Source organism: Lysinibacillus sp. NPDC095746, assembly GCF_044763535.1.
Classification (GTDB): Bacteria; Bacillota; Bacilli; order Bacillales_A; family Planococcaceae; genus Lysinibacillus.
Genome location: NZ_JBIWGL010000001.1, coordinates 212,942 through 237,642, shown reverse-complemented (window position 1 = coordinate 237,642; position 24,701 = coordinate 212,942). Strand labels below are relative to the sequence as shown.

The following is a 24,701-nucleotide window of genomic DNA, read 5'->3' as shown; positions in this document are numbered from 1 at the left end:
ATTGGGATGGAAGCATTATGAAAATCGCATTAATTGCACATGATCGTAAAAAAGATAATTTAGTACAGTTTGCTATTGCTTATCGAAATATTTTAAATGAGCATATGTTGTTTGCTACAGGTACAACAGGACAGCGTGTTATGGAAGCTACAGACTTAGAGGTAACACGTTTTCGTTCAGGCCCACTCGGTGGCGATCAACAAATTGGCGCAATGATTGCCAATAACGATATGGACATGGTCATTTTTTTCCGTGATCCTTTAACAGCACAACCACATGAGCCAGATGTTTCTGCACTTATTCGTCTTTGTGATGTTTACCAAGTGCCACTGGCTACAAATATGGGAACAGCAGAAATATTACTAAAAGGCCTACAAGAAGGTTTTGTGGATTGGAGACTGATTCAAGAAAGACGAAATTAAAAAAGACGTGATTTAGAAAGGATGATAATCGAATGAAAAAGCTAAAAATTGGCATTACCTGTTATCCTACAGTTGGAGGCTCTGGTGTTATCGCAACAGAATTAGGAAAAATGCTTGCAGAGAGAGGGCACGAGATTCATTTCATCACCTCAAGCGTACCATTTCGATTGAATAAAATTTATCCAACCGTCTTTTTCCATGAAGTAGAAGTTAGCAATTATTCAGTATTTCAATATTCGCCATATGATATAGCATTAGCGAGTAAAATGGCGGACGTGATTAAGGATGAAGAACTAGATGTACTTCATGTGCATTATGCAATACCACATGCTGTCTGTGCTGTTTTGGCACGTGAAATGAGTGGTCGTGACATTGGGATTGTCACAACGTTACACGGTACAGATATTTCTGTGCTTGGGCAGGATTCCACTCTTTCACAGGCAATTAAGTATGGCATTGACAAATCTGATATCGTAACGACAGTGTCAGAGGCATTAAAGCAACAAACATACGAGCTTATTGATACAGTAAAGCCGATTAACACGATTTACAATTTTGTTGATGAACGTGAATACTTCCCACGCAATCCAGGAAACTTAAAGGAACAGTTTGGAATTAAGGAAGATGAAAAAGTTATTATTCATGTATCTAACTTCCGTAAAATTAAAAATCTTCCGCATATTATAGACGCCTTTATGAAAATACGTGCGAACATGAAGGCAAAGCTATTGCTTGTAGGAGATGGTCCAGAAAAGCATCGTGTAATGGATCAAGTAAAGGAAAGTCCTTATATGGAGGATGTTTTATTTTTAGGCAAACAAGAAAATTTAGCTGAATTGTATGCGATAAGTGACCTTAAATTATTACTATCACAGCAGGAATCATTCGGGCTAGTTTTACTTGAAGCAATGGCTTGTGGTGTACCTTGTATTGGATCAGCTGTAGGCGGTATTCCAGAAGTCATTGAGCATGGGGTAGATGGCTATATAGTGGAATTAGGTGATACGGATGCAGTGGAAGAGTATGCCGTAAACCTATTGAACGATGAAGAGAAATTACAACATTTCCGAGAAGCAGCTATCCGCGCTGTTGATGAAAAATTCCATTCATCTAAAATTGTAGAACAATATGAAAAATTGTACGAAAAGGTTGCTGAAAGAAATCATGCAAAACAATAAAGAATGGCAAGCAGCCTATTCAGTTATTGAACAACTAGAATGCGCAGGCTTTGAGGCAGTGATCGTCGGCGGTGCAGTACGAGATGCTATACTTGGTCGTCCTGCCCACGATGTAGATGTTGCGACAAATGCCATGCCAGACGAAGTAAAGTCTATCTTTGATCGCACAGTTGATATAGGGATTCAGCATGGGACGGTACTTGTTATCGTGCCAGCTGGATCGGTGGAGGTAACGACATATCGCACAGATGGTGAATATACGGATCACCGTAGACCCGAGGAAGTGCAATTTGTCCGTTCATTAAAAGAAGATCTACAGCGCCGAGACTTTACGATGAATGCCATAGCGATGCGTCGTGATGGTTCTTTTGTTGATTTTTATGGAGGACGCCAAGATATTGAGGCTGGTGTCATTCGAGCTGTTGGTGATGCACAGAAACGTTTTTCGGAAGATGCATTACGAATGCTACGGGCCATACGTTTTTCAGCACAGCTCGGTTTTCTAATTGAATCAGAAACTTTGAAAGCAATGCAGGACAAGGCTGATAATATTTCTTGGATTGCCAAAGAGCGTATAAAGGCAGAGCTCGATAAGCTATGGGTAGGGAAAGATGTTTTTAACGGTATAAAAAAGCTGAAGGAAAGTAGCTTAGTGAATTATTTGAATGGAACTTTTCAAGCGCATGACTGGTCTAAATTTAACACGCAGGACAAGTTATTAGGCTGGGCATATTTCGCGGTATTACAGGGTGATCATTGGCGAGAAGTACTAGGTGACTATCGTTTATCGAATAAGGAGATGGCATTTGTAAAAGCTGTGTTAGAAGCTTTAAAAGCTTTAAAAAATGGCTGGACGAAAATGGATTACTTTTTATATACTCAACAGGAACTTGAGGCAGCTTGTTATTTTGCAGAGTTGAGACAGCTTGATGTTCAATTACCACAACAAAGTATACTTGAAATACAGACAGCTCTTCCTATTAGACGTAAACAGGAGCTTATTGTAAAAGGTACGGATTTGTTAAAATGGTCTGGAATAAAAGGTGGGCCATGGGTAAAAGAAGCGTTGCAGGCGATGCTTGAAGCAGTTGTGAATGGTGAATGTGCTAATGAGCACCATCAACTAAAGGCTTGGTTTGAGCGTGAGTATGTCCGTAAGCAGGAAAACACTTAATATTACTATAATTATTACAAATTGAATGTAGTTATTTTCGAAAAGAGTTACCAAAAAACAACTAAAAGAAGTCGGTTATTGAAGTTGTTAGACATAGTTATTTCAGTAGGCACGCTTGGGGCATGAGTTTCGATATTGTATCGGACTCATGCCTTATTATTGTGCCTTAGAAATTTTCCCTAATAGTTTCATTGAGTATTTTTTCAGGGATGGACGCTTTATATAGTATTTCTAAATATGAAATATCTAATTCTGAATTTCAAATCTATGATATAATCATATTATATTGGATGTTAAAAAATACTCGCTATTTCAAAACGAAAGAATTCACTTTTGATATATTTCTAAGTATAGGAAGTTGGAGGTAAACATGAATAAGTATGAAATTAGATCGCAAAAAAAGAAATCTGCGATCATTAATGCTTCTTTAGAATTATTTAGCGAAAAAGGATTTACCGCAGTTAGTATAAAAGATATTGCTGCATTGGCTAATGTTTCACAAGTCTCCATCTATAATTATTTTGGAAATAAAGAGGCATTAGTACAAGAGTGTGTGACCATTGTAATGAAAGATACTATGCAAATTGCACAAAATTTGCTTACTGAAGAAATGGAATTTAAGGAAAAACTATATAAAGCGCTCTCCATCTGTTCTAATCAAATCAATCAATCATTACATGAATATTTTTCACATTCGGCATTGGAAGATACAGTATTGCTGAAATTTTTGGTTGAAAACATTAATAAAATAAAAAAAGATATTTATAAAAGCTATATAAAATTGGGAAAACAAGAAAATGTGATAGATGGTTCAATCTCAACTGCTACAATTTTAGATTTTATGGAAGCTATTAATAGTATTGAAATTGAATCAGATAAAATAAAAATAAAACAACAAGAATTACACAAACTATTTTTATATGGAATCATCGGAAAAAGTAAATAATTTATTTGTTTTTTAGAAGCCAAGCCATTCATCTCGAATGGCTTCTTTTTATTTTAATTAATGTCGCTTTCCTCTTGTATGCGTTTCTTGGATTATGTTCATTTTATGCTAGCTTTAGTGATACATATAAAGTTTTGAAATTAAATTGTTTGTATTTCAAAAGTTATTGACATCTTTTGCAAGTCGTTATACTATTGTTTTGAAATATTGTTAGTTAAATTTCAAAATAGTAGGAGGGAAAAGTGTTGTTCGAACAAAAAAATAATTTCGAAAGTACAGATTGGGGATTTCAAAATATTGATTTTCAGCAAATTGATTATGTATTGAATGTTGGGTGTGACTGTCAAAAGGGCTGGTTGGAATGAAGAAAATTTTTATATTTGTGATTTTGGGAATGATTTTGTATAAACCAACAATGAATTATTTAATTGGACAGGTTTCACACCCTAAGGGAGCTATTGGATATATATTGACAAAAATTTGGAACAAAACCTTTGTTAATATGACAGACTGGGGATTACAGAATATTGAAATACGAAAAGATGATCATATTTTAGATGTTGGATGTGGTGGTGGTGAAACAATTCATAGATTGGCAAATAAAACTACACAAGGGAAAGTATATGGAATAGATATTTCATCGGAAGCAGTTAAATCATCTATCGAAAAAAATCAGAAATGGGTAGAACAAAATCGTGCGGAAATTTTTGAGGCAGATGTAGCTTCACTACCATTTGAAGATAATATCATGGATAAAATAACAGCCATTCAAACTCATTTTTACTGGAGTAATCTTGAAGAAGGGTTTAGTGAAATACATAGGATATTAAAATCGAACGGTGTATTTCTAATAACTTGCGAAAAGGATAAGATTGAATATCACATGGATAACTATAAAAAAAGTAATGAATTAAAAGAATTACTAAAATCTATAGGATTTAGTAGTGTTATTGTTCATGAAGATGGAAATTGGATAAAATTTGTTTGTCAAAAATAAGCCTGAATAAAGAAATGATTATAGACGGCAAATTTTTATATGAAAAGGCAAGGAGATAAAACGTTAATACATGTCACAAGTGAGTCAAGTACAAAAATAACAAGGGAGAAAAAAGTATGGATACTTTAATAGTTAAAAGTAAGTCTTTTATTATCCTTGTCCTAGCGAAATTCATTTCCTCAATTGGGACATTTGTTCAAAGCATGGCCTTTGCATTGTATGTGATTGACAAAACAGGGTCTAGTATTTTATTTGCATCAATTCTTATGGCTGCTTTGATTCCGAGAGTGTTACTTAGCCCATTTTGTGGTGTTGTAGTTGATTGGTTGAACAGAAAACGACTTTTGGTTACTCTGGATCTCATAACTGGTAGTTTACTGTTAATAATCGCCTTATTAATAGGAAGTGACGAGATCAGTTTGCCTATAATTTATGGTATAGCGATTGCGGTAGGGATTATGTCATCTTTTGATGAACCGATGGTGATGACGATTATTCCATCCATTTTCAAGGCGGAGAAAGATGTCGCCGCTGCAAATGCAGTGAATATGATTGTACTCGCATTAGGTAATATGATTGGTCCGATTTTGGGTGTACTAATCTATACTAATTTTGGTATTGCTATTGTGTTGATAGTGAATGGAATAAGTTTCCTGTTCGCAGCGTTGATCCAACTCTTTATGCAAATTCCAACAGATAATGTATCTGACGAAAAGCGTACATTAAAGAAATTTAGAGTAGATTTTACTGAGGGTATTCGATATATTTTACAAGACAAAAGAATGAAAATAATTCTTTCATGTATCATTTTTCAAAATTGCTTCTTCAATGGAGCTACTCAAGTAGGAATTCCTTTTATATCTAGAGTTGATTTAAAAGTTTCAAATACACAATTTGCATTTATTGAAATTATCGTCATTTTAGGTGTCGTTTTCGGCGCATCCTTGTCTGGCATCATTAAGAAAAAATTGACCACGGATCAGTTGTTTGTCAGAATGATTAATATTATTGGTCTAGCTTTCTTATGTATAGGTATTGTAGTATTTGGAATAATTAATAACTTGCAAATTAGCTTCTATCTAATATTGGCACTGTACTTAGTACTCGGTATTACATCGATTAACGTATCAATTGCGTTCCAAACCGAGTTACAGAAAGAAGTTGATAATAAATTTCTTGGACGTGTTTCTTCTATAGTTATGGCTTTAATTATGGCATCAGTGCCGATTGGTCAGGGGGTATACGGGTGGATGTTTGAAGTTCTACCATCTGAGGTTCCGTTTATTATTTCTGCTGTTGTTATTCTTTTAATTGCGTTCTCTTATCGTCAAGTAATGAAGAAACTACAATATGATTCAAAAAAAAATCTATAGAGTTTCGGTTTAATGAACTAAGTAAATAGTATTGAAAATGATAAACTTTGGACTTGTTCTGCATTATAAAGTTTTGAATAATTTAATACGTTTGTGTAGATTTTTCCTAAATTTGTACACACCAAACGAAAAAAAGCCCATGTTTTATAAAAGGATTTCATAGTAATGTTTTGTCTATGGATAATCCCATGATACTGATGTTTTTCAGTTTTAAGCTGTATATGATTTTATATTTGATAAGAAAATGTTACAGTATAATAAGGTGAACCCCTCAAAATTATAAAAAGCTAGTTAAAAAATTGATTGTGGTCAAATGTGACTATATACAGTATGATGATAATTATTATTATTCAAAATAGAAAAAAGTATCGGCTATTTGTTAAAAGAAATGATTTGAACGTGGGTATGTCCATGAAAATGAATAGCCTTGAATTAAAAGAGTTTTGAACGCATGAAAATATAGCAAGTGACCAAAAAGTGACCAATTACCATACGTCATCTAAAATAAGGTCGCTTGCTTTTGCTTTATCTTTTTCGTCATCGTTTTTTTAGAAGGAACGTTTGGAGAAAAATGAGAAAATAATGTTTATACATAAACAAAATAATGTGTTAGTAGTTCCAAAAATTCAATATAAGAATTCACTGATGAATCAAGAGTCTTTACATCAAATTTTTAATTTAATAAAAAATAAGTGATAGTATATTTTAATAAAGGATTGATTTGGCATGAGTATTTCCATGAAGGATGAAATTTTAAAAAGAATATTAGCGGCTAATGGTGAAGCGGTTTCGGGTCAGGAGCTAGCAGATTCCCTTGGAGTATCCCGTACAGCTATATGGAAACATATGCAGTCGTTGCAGGAGGAAGGCTATACATTTGAGACGGTAAAGAAAAAAGGCTATGTGTTGACGGGCGTACCAAATAGCTTAAGTCCAACTCAAATTGAACTATTTTTAAATACGGAACATTTTGGACGTGAAATTCATTATTTTGATGTTGTAGATTCAACACAAACAATCGCTCATAAGTTTGCACAGGAAGGCGCTCCGCATGGTACGATAATAATCGGGGAGGAGCAAACAGCTGGCCGTGGTCGTATGGCGCGTCCATGGGAATCTGCAAATAGCACAGGTATTTGGATGACCGTTATTGTGAGACCGGATGTTACTCCTCAGCAAGCTTCATCGTTTACACTTGTCGTAGCAGTCGCAGTTACGATGGCGATAAAAACATTATATAAACAAATTGAACCAGCCATTAAATGGCCAAATGATTTGCTCATTAACGGTAAAAAATGTACCGGTATATTAACAGAAATGCAGGCTGAGGCAGATTGTGTACAAGCACTGCTAGTAGGCATTGGTATTAATGCAAACCAGGTTGAATCAGATTTCTCCCCGGAAATTGCTAATATAGCTACGTCTTTACGTTTAGAAGCAGGTGAGGAAATTAATCGTGCAGCCCTTGTTGCATCTATTCTTCAATATTTAGAACAATTCACGGATTTATACGTGAAGGAAGGCTTTGCTAGCATTAAAAAGCTATGGGAACAAATGTCGTGTACTATTGGACAACGTATTGAAGTAACGACTCTACGTGGACGCTTTGAAGGCATTGCCAGTGGGATTACGGATGAAGGTGTACTACAGCTAACAGAGGATGATGGCACAGTGCGAACAATTTATTCTGGAGATATAAAAATTTTATAGAAACACAAACATTCACTTAACAAGAACGTATATTTTCAAATGTGAAAATATACGTTCTTTTTTAGAATTACAATTTAGTTTTGTATATTTTTTTCACGTTTGTAGTCTTGTCTAAAGAAGATCAGAGAAAGTATTAGTAAAACTATTGGAAGAAAAAAGAATCCAGAGTCATATTTAACTGAATGCTCCATTTTTAGTCCGAACAAATAAATGAATAAAGTAAAAGAAACAGATAAAGAAATTGTTCCTGCTATCGATTTCATTACATGCCCTCCAATAAAAATTTTTATTTACTTTTTTATCACTTTATTTATATCATTCCATACATAAATAAGCTCTTCTACTATTTTTCCACCAATTTTTATTTCTACGTTATTGACATATTGTGCACCATAATATTCATAGAAATCACGTGTTTTATTGTCGGCTAATACTTCAACAAATACTTTTTTGTATCCTTTTTGTTGAAAATAGGTGAATACTTCTTTGAGTAGTTGCTTCCCGATTCCCTTTCCTTGATATTCTTCTAAAAGATAGATAGAAGTTAAATCAGTTGCATTCGGTATTGAATTAGTTTTTCTTGTGCCACCGGTTGCAAAACCGATTATTTCATCTTGTTCATTTTCCGCCACCAATACATAGTTCGTAGCGTCTGAAATATTTTTCTTCCAGAGTTCTGTTCGCTGCTCGTAAGATAAGTTATTCAAAAAATCATCTGGAAGAATGCCTTTATATGTTGTTCGCCAACTGTCGACATGTACTTTTCCGATACCTTGGGCATCTTCAATATTTGCTTGTCTAATTTTCATTTTGCTCACCTCAATAATCGTATTTTCTATCAAAGATGATGCCGTAACTGACCTGATTCACCTTAGATTCTGCTTTCACATACAAGAACCGTACTAATATACTCATATGTGTATATGAATATTATATAATAAATGGAAAATTACAACTATTAATCAAATGAGGGAACTTAATCATATAATAATCTTACTAAAAAGACAGAATCACAAAATGTAATTCTGCCTTATCAGTGAAGAAGATTGAATCGGTAGCTTATCTTTATTTCAACCTTAATTGTAAGTCACCATGTGAAATAGTTGCTTTTAGTTGGTTATCACCGTTATAAGATTGCGATACTTTGCTGTTTTGATCCTCGTCATCAACAGTAAGATCCCCGAAGTCAGTTTGTAATTCATAGCCAAGTTCACTCTTTTTATTTTGTAAATGCAGTGTAGCATCTCCAAAGTTAGACGTAATAATGGATTGACCATTTAATGTTCCATCAATGTTCATATCACCATGTTCACTTTCGGCAACAAAGCCATTACTTGAAAATTGTTGTAGCTTCATATCACCAAATGATTGTGTAATCTCTGTTTTATCACCAGTAGTGTCTTTCAAAAGTATGTCTCCAAAATCTTCAATTAGCTTTAACTCCTGATATTGCAAACCATGAATGGTTGTATCTCCAAAATTACTATCAAGGACAACGGTTTTCAGTTTTACATCTGCAGGAACAAAGATTTTAATGGAAGGAGTTCTAAAGCTACTAAATCCGAATTGAAAACGATTCTTCTTCTTACCCTTTGTTTCAACAGTTAATGTCTTATCTTTAATACTGTACGTCACATCATCATCATTAATAACATTTGTTTCTAATGCATAACGATCACTAGTAACTATTTCAACATCTCCATAGTGATTAATAATATTGAGATTAGTGAAATCATCTAGTTCATAGGAATTGCTTACTAGTTTATTGTTCTCGGGCAGTTGGATACCTTCATTATTTATTTCAAAACTCCATTTTCCACCAGAGAAATAACCAACTAGTGCTAACAGTACGCCTAAAGCGATCATAGTAATGGCAATATGGGTATGTCGGGAAGTCATTAGTAACCCTCCTTCCGTTTCTTCGTGATTTTATGGAATAATTTACTTAATGCTTCAACACAAACATTGACGATTGTTTTGATCAACCGAGCAACGATTGGGAAAAGTAGGATGCCCAAACCTGTTACGATAAAGCCAACACCCATAAAGAGTAATGCTGTTGGCCAGTCCTGAGTTAAAATGAAGAAGCCTGAAATAAGTGCAGCGATTCCACCGAAAAAGATACTAAGTACAGTTGCGAGAATGGCAATAATAACGCTGAATATAACTGCCCCAAATGAAAAAATAAGGGCTATAGCTACTACAAGTAACGGTAATGAAAGTGGGGCAGATAATATTGCTAGAATGATAAGCCACATCGCAGACACATTCTTCTTAGTCGAAGTTGAAGTAGCTTCTAAATCCTTTATTGCATAGTCCGCCAATATTTGTGATGCAACATGAGAAGGGGAGCCTAGTTGTTGAATGACCCGCTGTTCATTTTCCTCTCCTGCTTCATCGAAATATTCCTCATAATAGGCAAGCGCAGCATCAATCTCATGCGCTGGAAGACATTGTAATTTCCCCCGAAGCTTTTTCAAATAGCTTGCTCTATTCATCATATTTCCCCTCCTAAAAGTACACAATCTACCATTTCTTTATACTGTTGCCATTCTTTTAAAAGCTCTAGTAATCGTATGCGACCTTGCTCGGTAATTTGGTAATACCGTCTATTTCTACCTTGGTAGGGCTGATCGTAGGTTGTTAAGCAATTAGCTTTTTGTAAACGGCGTAATACTGGGTACAGCGTAGATTCTGATATATCCATCACGGATTGTATTTGCTGTGTTAATGAGTAACCATAAGCATCCTCTTTATCGACGATGGCGAGTACACAAGCGTCAAGTAAAGCTGAGCCAAGTTGAAAAGTCATCTTTTCTCACCTCACAATGTGTTACCTATACAAGACTTTATATTATACGTCGTATAGTATGGTGGGAGTATATTACAAATATCATTAATTGTCAATTTTCATAAAAAAACGCATGAGAAAAATAAAAATAATAGTTGTCACATTCCGTTGACAATAAAAGGTAAATTAATTACGATAAAATGACAGTAGTGTCATTTTTGATGTTTGGAGGTTGAGATAATGCCAAAGGTAAGCTATGAATATGTACAGGAAAAGAAAAACAGCATTTTAGAAGCGGCTATAGCAGTATGTAAAGTCAAGCCACTTTATGAAATTACGATGAGGGATATTATTAAAGCGTCAGGAGTAAGTCAGGGTGGGATTTATCGTTATTATGCAGACTTGGATGAAATACTTATTGAGGTTATAAATCAAGTAACTGTTAATGCAGACTATAAACATATTATCGATGAAATTACGGATACGAGTAATTCTCCCACAAAAACAATCATTAAATTATTTAATTTTCTCGGAGAGTACATGAAGGAAAACGTATCAACAGTTGGCAAAATCCAATTTGAGCTTTCGATTTTATTTGCTAACAATCCAGATAGGGAAAAGAAAATTTTATCTGGCATTTATGAGCATGAAAGTGGGCAATATTTTACGCAACAAATTTTTCATTCAATCCATAAGGGCATTTCTTCAGGATGCTTTCAGCTTAAGGTTTCGATAGAAGATTTAACTACTTTTATCATGACATCCATTGATGGCATTGTGAGAGACGTTGTCTTGCAAAAATGTTACCGGATGTTCTCAAATGATCAAGTGCAGTTTGATGAGATTCGATTGATGAATACGCTTTGCAAATCCGTATTATTACTATTGGGTGCGAAAGAAGGGGAGGATGAAAGTTGGAAATAGAGATAAGAAGATTTCTATTTTATACCTTTGCAACGTCTTGGATCATATGGGGCAGTTTAGCCTTATTCACACAGCTAAATTTGCTGAAGTTTGGGAATGCAATATCATTGATATTATTTATTCTCGGCGGAGTTACTCCTGCAATTTGTGAGATTTGGTTGAAAAAGAAATATTCGACTAAAGAAGAGTTCAAATCATTTATCCATAATGTAAAAAATCCTAAGCATCCTGTATCTTGGTACATATTTGCAATCGGATTAGCATTTGTGGCTTGTTTTTTACCAACGCTATGGGGCGGAGCAACTATGGAAAATCCAATGTATTTGGCGTTACTTGAATTACCAATCATGATTATTGGTGGAGGATTAGAGGAAATTGGCTGGCGTGGTTTTTTACAGCCTACATTACAAAAAAGATGGTCTCCCTTCACGAGTACAATGATTGTGGGTGTTATTTGGACAGTCTGGCATTTGCCATTATGGTTTGTCATTGGATCAAATCAAATGAACATGAATTTTCTATGGTTTTCCCTAACAGCTTTAGCGCTGTCCTTTTTATTAACAATTATTTACCTCTCCACTAAAAGTATTTTTCTCTGTATTATTTTCCACGCCTTCATTAATGCATTTTGGGATGTCTTTGTACCAGCTACAAATGTAACGTCTGGTTTATTCACATTTTTATTTGCTCTGTTGCTATTTATAATGTTTGAATTTTATCGAAAATCAAACTTTCAGAAACGAATGGTTTGAGTTTGGCATAGTTATTGATCGTAATTATTAGAAAATAATATTTGAAGATTACTAGGAGAATCTGTTATAGTATGTGCGAAGGGCAGTATCCTTTCGTGAACGGCACCTTCAAAACGCAAGTACAATTTACAAAAATATCTGCCTTGATCTTTTAATGACAGGGACGGAAGAAAACAAGCGTTCAAAAATATAACTTTATACAATGGAATGGGCAATGCTCTCAAAGAGATGTATTTCCTTATCCCTTTATTAAGTTATGGCCTCTAATCAACAACGAGAGGTGATTTTTGATGACGAACGACACCACCCTTCTGTCCATTTTAGGAACAGAGGGGTTTTTCTGTTTTCTTTCCTTAAAAAAGGAGGACTACATGATGAAAACGACTTCAGATTTTTTAAAGATGAAGGCAGCAGGTGAGAAAATTGTGATGCTCACTGCATACGATTATTCTGCTGCAAAATTTGCCGAGGAAGCAAGCGTCGATATGATTCTAGTGGGAGATTCACTAGGTATGGTAGTACTAGGCTATGATTCTACAATGCCAGTAACCGTGGCCGATATGGTTCACCATGCAAAAGCGGTGCGCCGAGGGGCAAAGGATACGTTTGTTGTTGTGGATATGCCATTTGGTTCATACCACGGTGATGTACACGAGACGTTGAAAACGGCCGTATCCATGATGCAGGAAACAGGTGCAGATGCACTAAAGTTAGAGGGAGCAGACGATGTTCTACCAGCAATTCGTAAATTAACGTCAGCTGGCATTCCGGTGGTAGCTCATTTAGGTTTACTACCTCAATCAGCAGGAGTGCTTGGTGGTTACAAAGTTCAGGGTAAAACAGCTGAACAGGCTAAGAAACTCATTGAAGATGCAAAAAAATGTCAAGAGGCTGGAGCATGTGCAGTCGTCTTAGAATGTATTCCGCATCAGCTAACAGAGATGGTATCCGCTAATCTCATTATTCCAACAATCGGCATTGGGGCTGGTGTTGAGGCTGATGGACAAGTGTTGGTTTATCATGACATGTTAAGCTACGGTTCACATCATGTACCAAAATTTGTGGAACAGTTTGCTAATATGGGGCAAGAAGCAAGCAGTGGGATTGCTAGTTACGTAGAAGCAGTAAAGACAGGTACATTCCCGGCGCCGAAGCATTCCTTCACGATGAAAGAGGAAGCACTAGATCAGCTATATGGGGGCGTAAAGTAATGAAAGTCGTCACTACAGTCCAAGCATTAACCGTAGAAATCCAAGCAGCTAAGCAAGCTCAAAAAACAATTGGACTCGTTCCAACAATGGGGTATTTACATGAGGGTCATTTAACGCTAGCAAAAACAGCTCGTGCCGAAAATGATTTAGTCGTGATGAGTATTTTTGTCAACCCAACACAATTTGGGCCAGACGAAGACTTTGAAAGCTATCCACGTGATTTGCCACGGGATACTGCTTTAGCAGAGTCTGTCGGCGTAGATATTATTTTCGCACCGAGTGTTGAAGAAATGTATCCGCATGATGGTGGTATTCGTATTCATGCGGGTGAACAGGCAACTATTCTTTGTGGAGCGAGCCGTCCAGGCCATTTTGATGGCGTTTTACAGGTTGTATCGAAATTATTTCACCTAGCACAGCCGACACGCGCTTATTTTGGACAAAAAGATGCACAGCAGGTTGCTATTATTGCTACGATGGTACGCGATTTTAATTTCCCTTTAGAAATGCGAGTAGTACCGATTGTACGGGAAAAGGACGGTTTAGCAAAATCCTCTCGTAATGTGTATTTAAGTGAAGCGGATCGTCTTGAGGCGCCAGCAATACATGAAGCGCTACAGCTTGCTCGTGAAAGCTTTTTAACGAATGGTGATGTTGCGAATGCGCTTGCAAAAGCAAAGGCACACATTGCAGCACGCACACACGGTCACATCGACTATATTGAACTATTAGCATATCCAGATTTAATACCAGTAACTGCTGAGACAGAACAAGTGCTTTTAGCCGCCGCCGTCTATATTGGTAAAACTCGATTAATTGATAATTGTATCTTTAATGTGAAAGAAGGATTGTAATATGTTACGAATGATGATGAATAGTAAAATCCACCGTGCTACAGTGACACAAGCAGATTTAAACTATGTTGGATCTATTACGATTGATGAGGATATTTTAGATGCAGTAGGGATGCTACCAAACGAAAAAGTGCATATCGTTAATAACAACAATGGCGCACGTTTTGAAACATATATTATTGCAGGGGAACGTGGATCAGGCGTTATTTGTGTGAATGGTGCAGCAGCACGCCTAGTACAACGTGGAGATATTGTGATTATTATTTCTTATGTGTACGTAGATAATGCAGAGGCAAAAGATCATAAGCCAACAGTAGCTATTATGGGCGAAGGCAATACAATTAAAGAAATGATTACCTATGAGCCAGAAGCAACGGTGATGTAATAGAGAGGAAGCGTGTACAAGTTGTACATGCTTCTTTTTGTGTCCAAACTAAAAGGCGAAGGGATGCCGTTGAGCCAAATATATGATAAAATTCATCTATCTAATGTGAACTGTGAGTTGAGATGTATGGTGGAAAGTCAAAAGTATGCAATTGTTGATTTGGAGACGACTGGTCATTCACCGGCAAATGGGGACCGAATGATTCAAATAGCAATTGTTATTATGAAAGATTGGAAAATTGAGCGTACCTTTACGAAGTTTATTTATCCAGGTAAAGCTATTCCAACGTTCATTCAGGATTTAACGCATATTACGGATGAGGATGTAAAGGATGCCTTGCCGTTTGAGGCACATGCCGACTACATATACGAACTACTTGCTGATTGTGTATTTGTCGCGCATAATGCGGATTTTGACTTATCCTTTTTACAAGCAGAATTCAAGCGTGCAGGTTTACCGAAATGGCAAGGTAAAAAGATGGACACAGTTGAGCTTGCCAAAATTTTATTTCCAATGTCACTTAGCTTTAAGCTAGGTGATTTAGCGGCAGATTTAAATATAGAGCTAACAAATGCACACCGAGCAGATGACGATGCCCGAGCAACTGCTGAGCTCTTTAAACATTGCTGGAAGGAGTTACTCAGTCTCCCTCAGCTAACACTTGAACAAATGCATAAACGTTCATTCAGATTAAAATCAAATTTATCCCAACTTTTCTTTGAAGCTCTGCAAATTAAAAGACAGCATGTAACGGCTAATGAGAATGTCTCCTACTATCGCAATTTGGCTATTTGTGATGGACGAAAAAAGCATACAAATAATGCGGAAATTGTATCATATCCACAAACAGCAGCTGACAAAACATCATTAATGACAAAGGCGATGCCAAATTTTGAGCAACGACCGGCACAATTCGAAATGATGGACACTATTTGGCAGGCGCTCAATGACAAAAGGGAGTGCGTTATAGAGGCCTCAACAGGTATTGGTAAAACAGCGGGCTATCTACTTCCCGCGATTTTATATGCTCGAGCAGTCGATAAAAAAATTGCGATTAGCACATATACGTCACACTTGCAGGAGCAGCTTGTTGAAGAAGAGCTACCGAAGATTGAAAAAATCCTTGGCACTAAAGTAAATATTGCTGTTCTTAAGGGCATGCAGCACTATATTGACGTTGCACGCTTTGAGCAATGTATGGCTTATGCTGATGAAACTTATGATGATACCTTCACGATTTTGCAGATTCTCGTCTGGCTGACTAAAACTGAAACAGGTGTGTTAAGTGAGCTCAATGTATCGGGTGGTGGCCAACTATTTTTAGAGAAAATCCGCAAAATGCCTGATGAAAAACCATCGAAGGGCTTTGATTTCTATGAGCAAGCGTTAAAAAATAGTGAATTTGCGGATTGTATTGTAACCAATCATTCCATGGTACTCAGTGATTTAGTCCGTCAAACACCGATCTTTACACAAATTGACGGTTGGATCATTGACGAAGCACATCAATTTATACAATCTGCCATGCAGCAGGACGAAGTAGTCTTCTCCTATACGCAGTGGAAGTATATTTTCGGTCAAGTAGGAACGATGGAGGAAACTGCTTTGTTCCAGCAATTTAGTCAGGCAGCTAAGAAAAAACAACGTGTTTCTATGCAAAGCTTACAACGACTAGACGCACAATTTATACGCCTGCAACGGACATTCGATGAAACTATTCAGCGAGCTGTGCAAAAAATGCAGCAACAAATAAAAGGGAAACAAGCTAGTAGTAAATGCACTTTATTTTTTGAGGATGTATCGCTCGCAAAAGAACCTTTTTTACAAGTAAGTAAGCTCACACAGCAGTGGCTTGATCTTGCGACAGAAGTAGGACAGGCTTTTGAAAATAATATTGAGCAATTAGATAAAAATGAGCGCTATATATTATCAGAATGGCATTATTGGATCCGTGAATTAAAAGTAAAAATCGCTGAATGGGAGGAAATTTTCCTATCCCCACAGGATGATAATTCAGTTTGGTTAGAATTTGATTTACGGAGCGTTCCAGGGAGCTTGCAAGTCTTTAAAAAGCCTGTTAATGTCACGCCGATCATTGAAAAAGTACTGGCACCGCTTCGGAAGCAAGCAAGTATTGTGTGGACTTCAGGAACTTTGACTGTACCAGGCAATGAGCGTTTTGTGACGCGTCAACTCGGTATTTCCGATAGTGTGCAAGTAAGAAAGCTCCAAGCGCCACCATCCTATTATGCAGGAGCGAAGGCATTTATTGTCACAGATATGCCCGATATTCAACATGTGTCACAGGATGAATATATTGAAGCGGTCGCCCATGCGATTACTCGTACAGTGCGAATGACGGAAGGACGTTGTTTTGTCCTATTTACCGCACAGGACATGCTTCGAAAAACAGTGGAGCTTATTCAAGATAGTGAACTTCTTGATGACTATATGCTCTTTGCACAAGGTGTAACGGGTGGTAGCCGTATGCGAATTCTGAAATCATTCCAAAAATTTAGCCATGCCGTTCTTTTTGGTACAAACAGCTTCTGGGAAGGTGTAGACGTTCCGGGTGACGCACTTGCGTCGGTTATCGTTGTACGCCTGCCGTTCTCCTCACCAGAAGAGCCTGTATTTAAGGCGCGCGCAAAGCATATTACTGTACAAGGTCGCAATTCCTTCAATGAGCTATCACTGCCAGAAGCCATCATGCGTTTTAAACAAGGCTTTGGTCGTTTAATCCGATCATCGCAGGATAAGGGAGCTTTTATCGTTTTAGACCGCCGCATTTCAACAAAGTCGTACGGTAAGGAATTTATCAAGGCGTTACCACCGATTGATGTTAAGAAATTGCAGCTACCTGAGTTGTTAAAGGAACTTAATAATTGGCAGAAATAGCTGGAACCCCTTTACTGGTCAAAACCTTAAAAAGCGTGAGAAATCAATGTCTAAAGTTGATTTTTCACGCTTTTCTGATGTGAAATTTTATTAGCTTGCCCATAGATATTACTTAAAAACAATACCTTTTTACTTATAATTTCCCCTAATCCTAAATTTGGGAAATTTGTACCAGGGAATACCAATAAAGAATAGTGACAATAAAAGAAGAAAAAGAAAATCATCTGTTTGTATACCATCTGCAAAAAGGATTAGTGATATAGCTAAGAATGCTAAAATTCTAATGATTACTAGTCTTTTCATAAAATATTTCATAAAATACTTCCCTTTCTTTTTGTAGAATGGTGAAAATGATTTGAAAAAAATGTTATCGAAATCATTTTAGACTATTTAAATTTATTATATATAATATTTAAAATTTTTAGCTAATTATTTTGGTTTGGAAACTAAGTGGTTTATTTCCTCCGATTTTCTAATGTTCCATTTGTTTGTAATATAACTTAGCCTAGGCATGCCTTTGTATAAATAAGCGGTTACTGCTAAAAATAAGACCGTCAAAATGAGCGAGTTAATTTACACAATAAGTATTTGTAATTTTACCACTTGTTATGACAATTTTTTTGCAATACCGACGCTTAATATACATGTGAAGAATGAACTTCCGGTGTATTACTGGCTTCGTATTTACAAGTGAAGGAGGTGTAAACGTGAGCGTAGTTTATAGAATCGCTTTAGTGTTAGTCATCATAGGCGCAATCAACTGGGGACTTATAGGTTTCTTTAGGTTTGATTTAGTTGCCTATTTGTTCGGTGGACAAACAGCAGTATTGTCACGATGGATTTATGCATTCGTTGGAATAGCTGGACTAATATCTCTACCTGTTCTTATTATGCGATTTGATGAGGACGAAGATCTTGTTCCTGATTTAAATCATGACCACCATGACCATCATACGCGCATAGACAGAAATCCAAACTATGGTATGGAGTTTGGTGATGAAGCAGATTTTACTGCTTTAAAAACGACTAATGTGCTAAAAGAAGAAAAAAAGGATTCACATAGTAAAAATAAAAAGAAAAACAAAAAATAACCTCGAGTTTATTCCTCAAAAAACTGATGACCATTTTGGTGCATCAGTTTTTTCGTTATGGCTAACATAAAAATCCGCAAAGATATAAGGGATTTGCACCCTGATGGGGAAGCGGATTTTTACTAGAAGCCCTTCATTAGCCGCAATCACTTAGCAATAGTATATGGACAAAACAATAAACTGGATTTTGGGCGTTTAAAATAGAAATCTTATGGTGATAAAATTTATTGGTGCGTTAACACATCCTCAATCAAAAATGCAATATAGAGATTTGTTTTTGTAAATGGATTACTTAAGTCCATATCTAATAGTGTTTCTACTTTTTTTATTTTATAAAGTACTGTATTGCGATGAAGAAATAGACGTTCACTAATCCTACGGGTACTTCCATTTTCATCGAGATAAATGCGTAGAAATTGTACATAATCTGAGTTATGCAATTCATCATAGCGATAAAGCTGACCTAAGATGTCTTGGCTATATGATTTGATTAATGTTTGATTTTGCACGGCCATAATAATTTTGTAGGCACCAATTTCTTTATATTTATATAGGAAGCGATTGTTATGAAGCTTTGCTAATTGGATTACTGTTAATGACTCATCATAGCTTTTGCGGACATTTTCAAGCTCTTTATGATAATTTCCTTTACCTATGATAATATCCAAGTAACCATTTTTTTGCGTAATTTTGTCGTAAATTTCTTCAACAACTTTTGAGAAGGGAGTATTTGGTGTATTGATTTGTGCTCTGTCGATTAAAAAGATGAGGTAATTTTTATGTTTAAGTTTTAAGAAGCGTTTATATCTATTTTGAAATGCAAATTGGATCATGACCTCGTAACGGTCAATATTAGCTTGTGCTCCATTTGTTGTACATGAAATAATGGCTAGTTCCCTACCTTGTGGAAAACCTAGTAGTGCTAATTGATCTTTAATATAGTTGGCGTTTTGTTTGTAGTGAAAAAGTAAGTTATAAAGGACCTTTTCTTCGATAGAAAGCTCTTGATGGTGATTGGCGATAAATTGAAATGTTGTTTTTAATAGATCGGCTATTCGATAATTCCATGGCATGTGAAAAATAGGGAAATTATGTTCATTGGCAAAAGAGATGACTGATTCTGGTATATTTGGAATATATGGGCCAGTATTAATGATGAAACCAGCTACTTTTTTAGTGAAAGCTAGTTTTACGAGTTGCTCTAAGGAATCTCCATCAGAAGATAAATTAATACCTGTAGTCACGACTAATTCATTAGGTCTACAAAACATAATTAAATCGATGCTTTCTACAACGTTAATCCCTGTAACTCTTCGATACGTTCCGTTATGTCCAGCTATTAATGTTAGCATTGGGAATTGAACTCCCTCTACAATTTTGCGAATTGTCCCCATTTTCTCCCCCCTTATTATGAACATAACTTACCATATATTATGTGCAGATGCACATATTTTTTTAGTTTACTATCTATATCTCATAATTTTTATCTTTTATAGAATGTGTATAACTACTGTGAAAGAGAGGACTTGCATATGTATAAGTGTAATAGTAGACGATTGCAAGAGTTAATTGCACAATTTAGTCAATTTGGAGCTACTGAAAATGGTGGCGTAACTCGTTTGTCTCTTTCGAAAGAGGATGTATTAGCAAGAAACTATTTTTGTGCGTGTTGTGATGAATTAGGGATGGACATCAAAATCGATGATATGGGTAATGTTTATGCCATTTTACCTGGGAAAAAGGATGTCCCTCCAATTGTTATGGGGTCGCATTTAGATTCCGTTGAAAAGGGTGGGAAATTTGATGGTGTATTAGGCGTTTTAACGGCTATTGAGGCCATTAGAACATTAAAAGAAAACGAGATTGAGCTAGATATCCCGATCATGATTGTGAATTTCACGAATGAAGAAGGTGCTCGTTTTGATCCAGCCATGATGAGCTCTGGGGTTATTTCAGCGAAATTCGACAAAGAAAAAATGCTGCAATCTATCGACAAAAACGGCACTAGTTTCAAAGAAGCACTGCAAGCAAGTGGCTATGAAGGAGATCAAGAAAATCGTTTAAAGGAAGCACTAGCTTATATCGAATTGCATATCGAACAAGGACCTGTTCTAGAGGCAAAGCAGTTGGAAATTGGTGTTGTTGAAGGTGTATTAGGTATGGTGTGCTATGAAATTTCGGTTACGGGACAGTCCAATCATGCTGGAACGACACCGATGTCAATGCGTCAAGATCCGATGATCGTAACTTCAAAAATCATTTCGTATTTACATGAAGAGCTCGGAAAAATCGATGAACAGTTAGTGTTTACATTTGGGCGAATGAATGTTTCACCAAATATTCATACCGTGATACCGAACAATGTGACATTTACGATAGATTCACGTCATCAAAAACCAGAGGTCATGCAAAAGGTAGAGGCCATACTGAATAATCTCCCTACAGAGGATATGGGCTGTAGCATTAAGCCAGTTAAGCTATGGGGTAGAGATACAGTCTATTTTGATACTCATATTTGTAATGAAGTGGAAAGGGCTTGTCAGAGCTTTGGTTATACTGCTCACCGAATGTTTAGCGGGGCAGGACATGATGCGCAATACATGGCAAGCATTGTTCCATCAGCGATGATTTTCGTACCAAGTATTAATGGTAAGAGTCATTGCGAGGATGAGGAAACAACATTTGAGGATTGTGCGAAAGGAGCAGATGTATTACTAGAAACAGTGTTGACGCTACAAACAAAGTTCAGTATGGGGGAAACTTACACGTTACCTTAAAGTAGGTTTTCCTAACATTGTCATGATTGAGCATTCTCCATTATTTTACGAAGGGTGAGGGGCAGAATGAAAAAAATTATTAAAGGTGGACGAGTGGCAACAGCTGCAGATGTTTTTGAGGCAGATATTTTAATTGAAAACGGAAAAATTGTTCAAATTGGCAAAAATTTATCTGACATTGGGGCAGAAGTTATTGATGCTACCGGTAAATATGTGATGCCAGGAGGAATTGATCCACACACACATTTAGATATGCCATTTAACAATACTGTGACTGATGATGATTGGAAATCTGGTACCATTGCAGCGGCTTTTGGTGGGACGACTACTATTTTGGATTTCTGCTTAACAGCTGGCGAGGATAAACTTTCAGATGCAGTTGAAAAGTGGCATGACAAGGCGAAGGGGAAATCAGCCATAGACTACGGATTCCACTTAATGATTGGTGATTTAACCACTGAAACGGAAGCCGAATTGCCGCAGATCCTAGAGCAAGAGGGTATTACTTCTGTCAAGGTATTTATGGCTTATGCGAAAGAATTTCAAGCCTCAGACCGTACCCTTTTTAAAGCTTTTAAAATAGCGAAAGACCTCGGTGCCGTTGTTATGGTGCACTGTGAAAATGGTTCTGTTATTGATGAGCTTGTAGAAGAGGCGCGACGTGCAGGTCATAAGGAGCCAATTTATCATGCGCTTACTCGTCCAGCTGAATTAGAAGGCGAAGCGACAAAACGTGCGATTGAGTTAGCCCATATCGCGGGCGCTAGCCTTTATGTTGTACATGTTACTTGTAAAGAGGCAGTAGATGAGATCATTGCTGCGCGTGAAAAAGGCTATGACGTCTATGGTGAAACATGTCCACCATATTTAACTTTGGATCAATCTGCTTTAGCACAACCAGGATTTGAGGGTGCAAAATATGTTTGGTCCCCACCACTTCGACCGAAATACCATCAGGATCATTTATGGAATGCTCTAAAAGCAAAACAACTACAAACAATTGGCTCTGATCAGTGCTCGTTTAGTTTCAAGGGTAAAAAGCAGTTAGGAATAAATGATTTTTCTAAAATTCCTAATGGTGGGCCTTTTATTGAAGATCGCTTTAGTATTTTATATTCAGAAGGTGTGGCGAAAGGAAAAATTTCTATTAATGAGTTTGTCGATATGATTTCCACAAGTGCAGCAAAAATATTTGGTTTATTCCCACAAAAAGGAACGATTGCAATCGGTTCTGATGCCGATATCGTTATTTTTGATCCAGAGGTAAAACGAGAAATTTCTGCGAAAACACATCATATGAACGTAGATTATAACCCATATGAGGGATGGGAAGTAACAGGTGAACCAGTAAGCGTACTAGTACGTGGCGAATATGTCATTAAAAATAAAGAATTTGTTGGTGTACTAGGTAGCGGGCAATATATAAAACGTGCATTAAAAACAACGACTGCAGAAGCACTAAACATTTAGCATAATGACCGATTGCTTTGGATGGAGAACAGAGTAATCGGTCTATCTCTTCATTTAGCTACATCTGGCTCAATAGATGGCGAGATGAATCTTGGTGAAATTATTAAGGCGCATCACTAAAAGTTGTGGATGACATATGTTCAATGCCATGTATATAGGTTGAGTGAAGTGGAGGCTGGTGGCTCCTTGGGGATTAGCGTCACAGATGGGACCATGCAGCGAAGCGGATGTTTCCTCGCAAGCGAAGCACAGCAAATCGGACACCCTTGGGGAAGTGCCTAGCCGGAACGAAAATTAACCACACGTTATGGTGATGAGCCACTAAGAAGGAAAAAATGAACACATGAGGGGGATGTGGAAATGGCTCCGAATCAAGAAAATGCAATGTCCCAGCAGTTAACACGTAATTTTATGGAATTGACTAGTAGGATGACAAAGAATGAAGCAATAGAGGAATCTAATCGTTGTTTATATTGCTACGATGCACCATGTATTAAAGCCTGTCCAACGAGTATTCAAATTCCAAATTTCATAAAAAAAATTGCTTCTGGTAATATGAAGGGCTCTGCTACGACTATATTAGAAGCAAATCCAATTGGTGCAAGCTGTGCAAGGGTTTGTCCAACGGAGGAACTATGTGAAGGGGCGTGTGTGTTAAATTCCTCAACAAAGCCAATTAAAATCGGAGAGCTACAGCGCTATGCAACAGATTGGGCAATGTCAACGAGTGTTCAGCTATTTAAGCAAGGGCAATGCAATGGACAGAAGGTAGCAATTATTGGTGCAGGTCCTGCTGGTTTATCGGCTGCGCGTGAACTCAGTCGATTTGGTTATCAGGTCACTATTTATGAAGCTGAAGCAAAAGCTGGTGGCTTAGGGAGCTTTGGTATAGTGTCGTTCCGTTTACCAAATGAAGTCATTGATTGGGAAGTTGAACAAATCGAAAAGCTTGGTGTGGAAATCAAAACGAACACAACTGTCGGTGTAGATATTTCTGCTGAAGAAATTTTGGAGCAATATGACAGTGTTATTTTAGCAGTTGGTATGGGAGCTGTGCCGAATCTGGGCATTGAAGGAGAAGATTTAGACGGAGTACATGATGCGATAGAGTTTGTCAGAAAGACAAAAATGGGACCGCTTACAAAAGATATAGTTGGGAAGCGGGTGGCTGTCATTGGTGCGGGAAATACCGCGATTGACGGTGCTACATGTGCAGTGCGCTTAGGTGCTGACAATGTTCAAATTCTTTATAGAAGAACACAAAAGGAAATGACGGCGTACAAATTTGAGTATGAATTTGCCAAGCAGGATAATGTGGAGTTTAAGTGGTTAACAGCACCGAAAAAAATTATTGGCAATGAGTCAGGTGAGGTCGTAGGTATTGAATGTGTAAAAATGAGGCTCGGTGAAGCAGGTGCTGATGGTCGTCAAAGACCTGAGGAGATTAAGGGGTCCAACTTTATTATTGAAGTGGATGCTGTTATTAAGGCAATTGGGCAAACGCGTTTTGTGTCATTGATTGAAGCTTTTGGCTTACAGCATACAAATGGTGTTGTCGATATTGATGAAACGACAATGCAAACTTCGAATGACAAAGTATTTGCGTGTGGAGATGTAGTCTTCGGAAATGGCCAGGGCGAGGCGATGGTTGTAACCGCTGTACAGCAAGGGAAAGACGCAGCAAAAAAGATCCATGAACGTTTAACTTCTTTCAGCAAAGTGTCTATTGTACCGAAAGCATAGCGACA

The 24,701-nt window shown here is 36.9% G+C and carries 22 protein-coding genes; 17 read left to right on the top strand and 5 right to left on the bottom strand.

The features are described from left to right. Positions 1-17: 17 nt before the first annotated feature. From mgsA to ACIQ7N_RS01150, 7 genes are all read left to right on the top strand, one after another. Positions 18-422 carry a methylglyoxal synthase gene (gene mgsA, locus ACIQ7N_RS01180; RefSeq protein ID WP_132359216.1) on the top strand — a complete coding sequence of 135 codons (405 nt, stop codon included), beginning with the start codon at positions 18-20 and terminating at the stop codon, positions 420-422. A 32-nt stretch (positions 423-454) separates the two neighbouring features. Then, complete coding sequence (gene bshA, locus ACIQ7N_RS01175; RefSeq protein WP_132359214.1) at positions 455-1,600, top strand: N-acetyl-alpha-D-glucosaminyl L-malate synthase BshA; 1,146 nt, start codon at positions 455-457, stop codon at positions 1,598-1,600. Next, the gene (locus ACIQ7N_RS01170; RefSeq protein ID WP_402929699.1) at positions 1,587-2,774 is read left to right on the top strand and encodes a CCA tRNA nucleotidyltransferase; all 1,188 of its coding nucleotides are present in this window, start codon (positions 1,587-1,589) and stop codon (positions 2,772-2,774) included. Before bshA ends, ACIQ7N_RS01170 begins: the two co-directional genes overlap by 14 nt. Positions 2,775-3,144: 370 nt before the next feature. Beyond that, positions 3,145-3,720, top strand: coding sequence for a TetR/AcrR family transcriptional regulator (locus tag ACIQ7N_RS01165; protein ID WP_402929697.1), 576 nt, complete (start codon positions 3,145-3,147; stop codon positions 3,718-3,720). A gap of 361 nt (positions 3,721-4,081) precedes the next feature. Next, positions 4,082-4,717: a class I SAM-dependent methyltransferase gene (locus ACIQ7N_RS01160; RefSeq protein WP_402929696.1), complete on the top strand. Its 636-nt coding sequence runs from the start codon at positions 4,082-4,084 to the stop codon at positions 4,715-4,717. Positions 4,718-4,833: 116 nt separating this feature from the next. Further along, the gene (locus ACIQ7N_RS01155) at positions 4,834-6,090 is read left to right on the top strand and encodes an MFS transporter (RefSeq protein ID WP_402929694.1); all 1,257 of its coding nucleotides are present in this window, start codon (positions 4,834-4,836) and stop codon (positions 6,088-6,090) included. Positions 6,091-6,816: 726 nt separating this feature from the next. Next, positions 6,817-7,800, top strand: coding sequence for a biotin--[acetyl-CoA-carboxylase] ligase (locus ACIQ7N_RS01150; protein WP_402929692.1), 984 nt, complete (start codon positions 6,817-6,819; stop codon positions 7,798-7,800). A 290-nt stretch (positions 7,801-8,090) separates the two neighbouring features. On the opposite strand, the gene ACIQ7N_RS01145 is transcribed toward ACIQ7N_RS01150, so the two are convergent. The 4 genes from ACIQ7N_RS01145 to ACIQ7N_RS01130 form a co-directional block, all read right to left on the bottom strand. Continuing rightward, positions 8,091-8,609, bottom strand: a complete 519-nt coding sequence (locus tag ACIQ7N_RS01145; RefSeq protein ID WP_402929690.1) for a GNAT family N-acetyltransferase — start codon at positions 8,607-8,609, stop codon at positions 8,091-8,093. A gap of 256 nt (positions 8,610-8,865) precedes the next feature. Next, positions 8,866-9,699, bottom strand: coding sequence for a DUF4097 family beta strand repeat-containing protein (locus ACIQ7N_RS01140; RefSeq protein ID WP_402929688.1), 834 nt, complete (start codon positions 9,697-9,699; stop codon positions 8,866-8,868). Beyond that, positions 9,699-10,301 (bottom strand): DUF1700 domain-containing protein, encoded by a 603-nt coding sequence (locus ACIQ7N_RS01135; RefSeq protein WP_402929687.1) that lies wholly within the window; start codon positions 10,299-10,301, stop codon positions 9,699-9,701. The genes ACIQ7N_RS01140 and ACIQ7N_RS01135 overlap by 1 nt, the downstream gene beginning before the upstream one ends. Further along, on the bottom strand, positions 10,298-10,612 hold the full coding sequence (locus ACIQ7N_RS01130) for a PadR family transcriptional regulator (RefSeq protein WP_402929685.1): 315 nt from the start codon (positions 10,610-10,612) through the stop codon (positions 10,298-10,300). The genes ACIQ7N_RS01135 and ACIQ7N_RS01130 overlap by 4 nt, the downstream gene beginning before the upstream one ends. A 219-nt stretch (positions 10,613-10,831) precedes the next feature. Here ACIQ7N_RS01130 and ACIQ7N_RS01125 point away from each other — a divergent pair, with 219 nt between their 5' ends. From ACIQ7N_RS01125 to ACIQ7N_RS01095, 7 genes are all read left to right on the top strand, one after another. Continuing rightward, complete coding sequence (locus ACIQ7N_RS01125) at positions 10,832-11,515, top strand: TetR/AcrR family transcriptional regulator (RefSeq protein WP_402929683.1); 684 nt, start codon at positions 10,832-10,834, stop codon at positions 11,513-11,515. Beyond that, a complete protein-coding gene (locus ACIQ7N_RS01120; RefSeq protein ID WP_402929681.1) occupies positions 11,506-12,267 on the top strand; it encodes a CPBP family intramembrane glutamic endopeptidase in 762 nt (253 codons plus the stop codon). The genes ACIQ7N_RS01125 and ACIQ7N_RS01120 overlap by 10 nt, the downstream gene beginning before the upstream one ends. 374 nt (positions 12,268-12,641) lie before the next feature. After that, a complete protein-coding gene (panB, locus tag ACIQ7N_RS01115; RefSeq protein WP_402929927.1) occupies positions 12,642-13,478 on the top strand; it encodes a 3-methyl-2-oxobutanoate hydroxymethyltransferase in 837 nt (278 codons plus the stop codon). Further along, positions 13,478-14,332: a pantoate--beta-alanine ligase gene (gene panC / locus ACIQ7N_RS01110; RefSeq protein ID WP_402929679.1), complete on the top strand. Its 855-nt coding sequence runs from the start codon at positions 13,478-13,480 to the stop codon at positions 14,330-14,332. The genes panB and panC overlap by 1 nt, the downstream gene beginning before the upstream one ends. A gap of 1 nt (position 14,333) precedes the next feature. Next, the gene (gene panD / locus ACIQ7N_RS01105; RefSeq protein ID WP_402929678.1) at positions 14,334-14,717 is read left to right on the top strand and encodes an aspartate 1-decarboxylase; all 384 of its coding nucleotides are present in this window, start codon (positions 14,334-14,336) and stop codon (positions 14,715-14,717) included. A gap of 126 nt (positions 14,718-14,843) precedes the next feature. Further along, positions 14,844-17,615 carry an ATP-dependent DNA helicase DinG gene (gene dinG, locus ACIQ7N_RS01100; RefSeq protein WP_402929676.1) on the top strand — a complete coding sequence of 924 codons (2,772 nt, stop codon included), beginning with the start codon at positions 14,844-14,846 and terminating at the stop codon, positions 17,613-17,615. A gap of 707 nt (positions 17,616-18,322) precedes the next feature. Next, on the top strand, positions 18,323-18,706 hold the full coding sequence (locus ACIQ7N_RS01095) for a DUF378 domain-containing protein (RefSeq protein WP_402929674.1): 384 nt from the start codon (positions 18,323-18,325) through the stop codon (positions 18,704-18,706). 224 nt (positions 18,707-18,930) lie between these two features. Here ACIQ7N_RS01095 and ACIQ7N_RS01090 read toward each other — a convergent pair whose 3' ends face one another. Then, on the bottom strand, positions 18,931-20,100 hold the full coding sequence (locus ACIQ7N_RS01090) for a PucR family transcriptional regulator (RefSeq protein WP_402929672.1): 1,170 nt from the start codon (positions 20,098-20,100) through the stop codon (positions 18,931-18,933). A gap of 138 nt (positions 20,101-20,238) precedes the next feature. On the opposite strand from ACIQ7N_RS01090, the gene ACIQ7N_RS01085 reads away from it, so the two are divergent. The 3 genes from ACIQ7N_RS01085 (at position 20,239) to ACIQ7N_RS01075 (ending at position 24,696) form a co-directional block, all read left to right on the top strand. Next, complete coding sequence (locus ACIQ7N_RS01085; protein ID WP_402929670.1) at positions 20,239-21,483, top strand: Zn-dependent hydrolase; 1,245 nt, start codon at positions 20,239-20,241, stop codon at positions 21,481-21,483. 66 nt (positions 21,484-21,549) lie between these two features. Then, positions 21,550-22,953: a dihydropyrimidinase gene (hydA, locus tag ACIQ7N_RS01080; protein WP_402929668.1), complete on the top strand. Its 1,404-nt coding sequence runs from the start codon at positions 21,550-21,552 to the stop codon at positions 22,951-22,953. A gap of 360 nt (positions 22,954-23,313) precedes the next feature. Next, a complete protein-coding gene (locus ACIQ7N_RS01075) occupies positions 23,314-24,696 on the top strand; it encodes an NAD(P)-dependent oxidoreductase (protein WP_402929666.1) in 1,383 nt (460 codons plus the stop codon). The last annotated feature ends 5 nt before the right edge of the window (positions 24,697-24,701 follow it).